The organism is Chelativorans petroleitrophicus (assembly GCF_025398195.1).
Classification (GTDB): Bacteria; Pseudomonadota; Alphaproteobacteria; order Rhizobiales; family Rhizobiaceae; genus Chelativorans; species Chelativorans petroleitrophicus.
Map to the genome: position 1 here is coordinate 1 of NZ_JAODNV010000047.1, position 2,730 is coordinate 2,730.

Annotated in this window: 4 protein-coding genes; all 4 read left to right on the forward strand. The window is 64.5% G+C overall.

Features of this window, described 5'->3' with window-relative positions; genetic code table 11:
• Positions 1-125, forward strand: a 125-nt coding sequence (locus NYR54_RS19005) for a transposase (RefSeq protein ID WP_261517273.1), incomplete at its 5' end; no start/stop codon positions are given.
• 195 nt (positions 126-320) lie between these two features.
• On the forward strand, positions 321-620 hold the full coding sequence (locus NYR54_RS19010) for a hypothetical protein (protein WP_261517269.1): 300 nt from the start codon (positions 321-323) through the stop codon (positions 618-620).
• 393 nt (positions 621-1,013) lie between these two features.
• On the forward strand, positions 1,014-1,169 hold the full coding sequence (locus NYR54_RS19015; RefSeq protein ID WP_261517270.1) for a hypothetical protein: 156 nt from the start codon (positions 1,014-1,016) through the stop codon (positions 1,167-1,169).
• 80 nt (positions 1,170-1,249) lie between these two features.
• Positions 1,250-2,224, forward strand: a complete 975-nt coding sequence (locus NYR54_RS19020; protein ID WP_261517272.1) for a hypothetical protein — start codon at positions 1,250-1,252, stop codon at positions 2,222-2,224.
• Positions 2,225-2,730 lie beyond the last annotated feature (506 nt).

A 2,730-nucleotide genomic window follows, 5' to 3' on the forward strand; every position in this document is an offset into this window, starting at 1 on the left:
ATGCGGCGGAAAAGTTGGAGGCTTGGCGCAGAGACTATAACGAGCAACGGCCACACGGCACGATCGGGAACAAGGTCTCGGCGGCGCTCATGAAATCAGCACACGCAGCCAGCCCGTGTTGCTGATCAAGGCCGGAAAACTCTAGCGCCAGCCGAGGGCGCATCGGGGAGCGGTCCAAAACGTGAACAGGGCTAGCTTATAAGCGCGGACAATCAGGGGAGCAGGTCAACACCAACGAAGGCCTGACCCGCAACCTGGTAGAGAGGTCTTGGGCTATGTCTACTGTTACCCTGAAGTCCCTTCGGAATGAAGCTGAGGGCATGGTTCGCCCACAGCTGTCGGCGGCGGATGCGTTCCTCGCTCACTCTGACGACGTCACGCTCGAGCTCTCGGAGCTGACGGACGGGCAGCTTTCGGCTGTCGCCGCGCTGATGCTCGCGCTCGATGAGGCCGTCGCCAGAGCACGGCGGGCAGAACATGCGCTTGCGATGCATCGCAGCGCCTGCGTCTGCCATGCCCTGGAGATGGCCTGCTGTGACGTCGAGGCGGAAGAGGACGATGCGCTCTGGCTCGAAGCCGGGGCGGCGAACGACCTCGTCCTGCTCGACGAGGCAGCCTGACAGGCGCTCTTCTAGTTCTCGCACCACAACATCAGCTTCTTCAGGAGAGAGTTCCCATGTCTGTCATGCGTACTGCCGCTCTGCGGCGGCCGATCCCTGACGTCTGCTCTTCTGCTGCCGCCGCGCCGCGCGGCGGCGGGGACGCCGTATCTCTCGTCAAGGCTCGCCACTGGCCGGAGGCAGGTGAACCTGCCGTGTCCTGTAGCTGCGTCTGCGGTGCGGACGCGACGGTTCCGCTGGAGAGCGGCGGCGTCTGTCCTGACGGACGTCGCAGCCCGAGTGAATCTGCGGGCCTGACGGCCAAGCAGTGCGCCTGTAGCGGGATGGCAGCGGCCGCCCATGGTGGAGAGCTTCGCGCTGCTTCGGTCCGCCGCAATTCGGTTGGGGTGGAAGTTGCGACATCTGTTCCTGCTTCCGCCTGTGCCACCAGATCTGCCTCTACCTACGCTCGTCAATCCGCTGGCGATGATGCGGTTACTGGTAACCGAGATGGCGACGTCGGCGATCGCTCTGGTCGTGCCCAGCCGGGGGCTGCACTTCGTGGCGTGAGCATGAACGCTGCCGGAAGCACCGTTCCGGAAGCGTCTCAGGCTGCTGCAGACCGGACGCCCTCCCGTGGTGGCGGTCGCGTGCTGTCGGGAAGAGGCGGCGGGAATGACGGCCTGCGCCATGCCCGCGAAGTCGACGTCGAGCGTCTCGTCGAGAATGCCATTGCCGCAATCCGTGTCGCGGGCGAGCGTCCCCTCGACGCCGTGTTCGGCCCCTTTGCCGAGATCAACAGCCTCGTGCGCGCCGTCACCTACCATGAGGGCTGGCTCCTCGAGCAGGGCATGGCCCGCCGTGCGGCAGAAAACCCCTCTCTTCTGATCATGCCCGCAGAGACGGCACTGCCGATCGTCCCTGCAGCCCTGGAAATGCTCGAGCGCAATGACTGGAAGTCCCTCAGGGGCATCAGGCTGCGCTCCGAGGTCCAATACAGGACCACGTATGTTCCAGACCTCTTCATCGTGAATCCCGAAGCGCACTGGGCGCTCATCGTCGACATGAAGAGATCCCTGGCCTCGTATCAGGAGCGGCATCTCAAGGCCCTGCGCACGCGGATGATGGCCGCGGCTCTGATTGCCGCCGACTGGCTTCATGTCGAGGGGAGGGTTGGGGGCGTGACGGAGGTGGAGGTGGCCATCGTCGACGGGTCGAGCGAACGGCGCGACCGCGAGAACGGGATCTTTGCCCTCGACGAGATCGGAGAGCTGATCGAGGTGGAGGACGCCGGAGCGGCGATGCTTCAGCTTCGGGCAAAGTATGCCTGCCGGGTTCAGGAGGAGATCCATGCCGCGTGCCTGCGCGCTGTCGTCAGGGAGCCTGAAGAAGCAGACGTCGAGGATGAAGAGGGAGTCGGGGAGACCAGGAGCGAGGACGGCGCAGACTCCGTGGACCCCGCGGCAGAAGCAGATCCAGCATCTTCAGACGCCGAAGAAGCAGGGGAAGTTGCGCACGAGACGAGAGGCGGCAGCCCGATGAGGGCGGCGGCTGGGTTGGAGGCCATGGAGCTGATACCGCAGCTGTCCAGCACCGTGCGCTTTGCCCGCGGGCGGCTGCACTGAGCAGAGCTCGGGCTCGCCCCTGATCAGTGACACGATCCGGTGAGCGTAGCAGCGGCTCAGCCACACGGACGTTCACACGCACTCAAGCAGACACAGCAAGTCCGCGCGCCTTGCCGCGCCACAGGAGGTCTTTCCCATAAGCGACAGGATCATTCCCTTCCCGTTCGAGGAACTGCAGCGACGTCGGGCCGAAAGAGCAGGCAAGCTCGGCGAACACCCGCAAACGGCTGCAGCATTGCTGCCCTCTCAGGCAGAGGAGAATAGGCCGGACACGATTGCTGCACATGCAGCTCATCCAGAACCTGGCAGCTTGCTCCCCGACGAGCTGATCTCCACTCTCCCTGGAAGCGAGGGTCAGAGCCCGTCCTGGAACATGCGTCTCAGACCAGGTCTCGGCATGACCTGCTCCCGCAACGCGCTCTTCCCTGACCCGGAAGAAGAAGCTGCACGGATCATCGGACGGGCCATCCGCTATGCGAGGAAGTGTGCCCGCCATCAGATCCCGA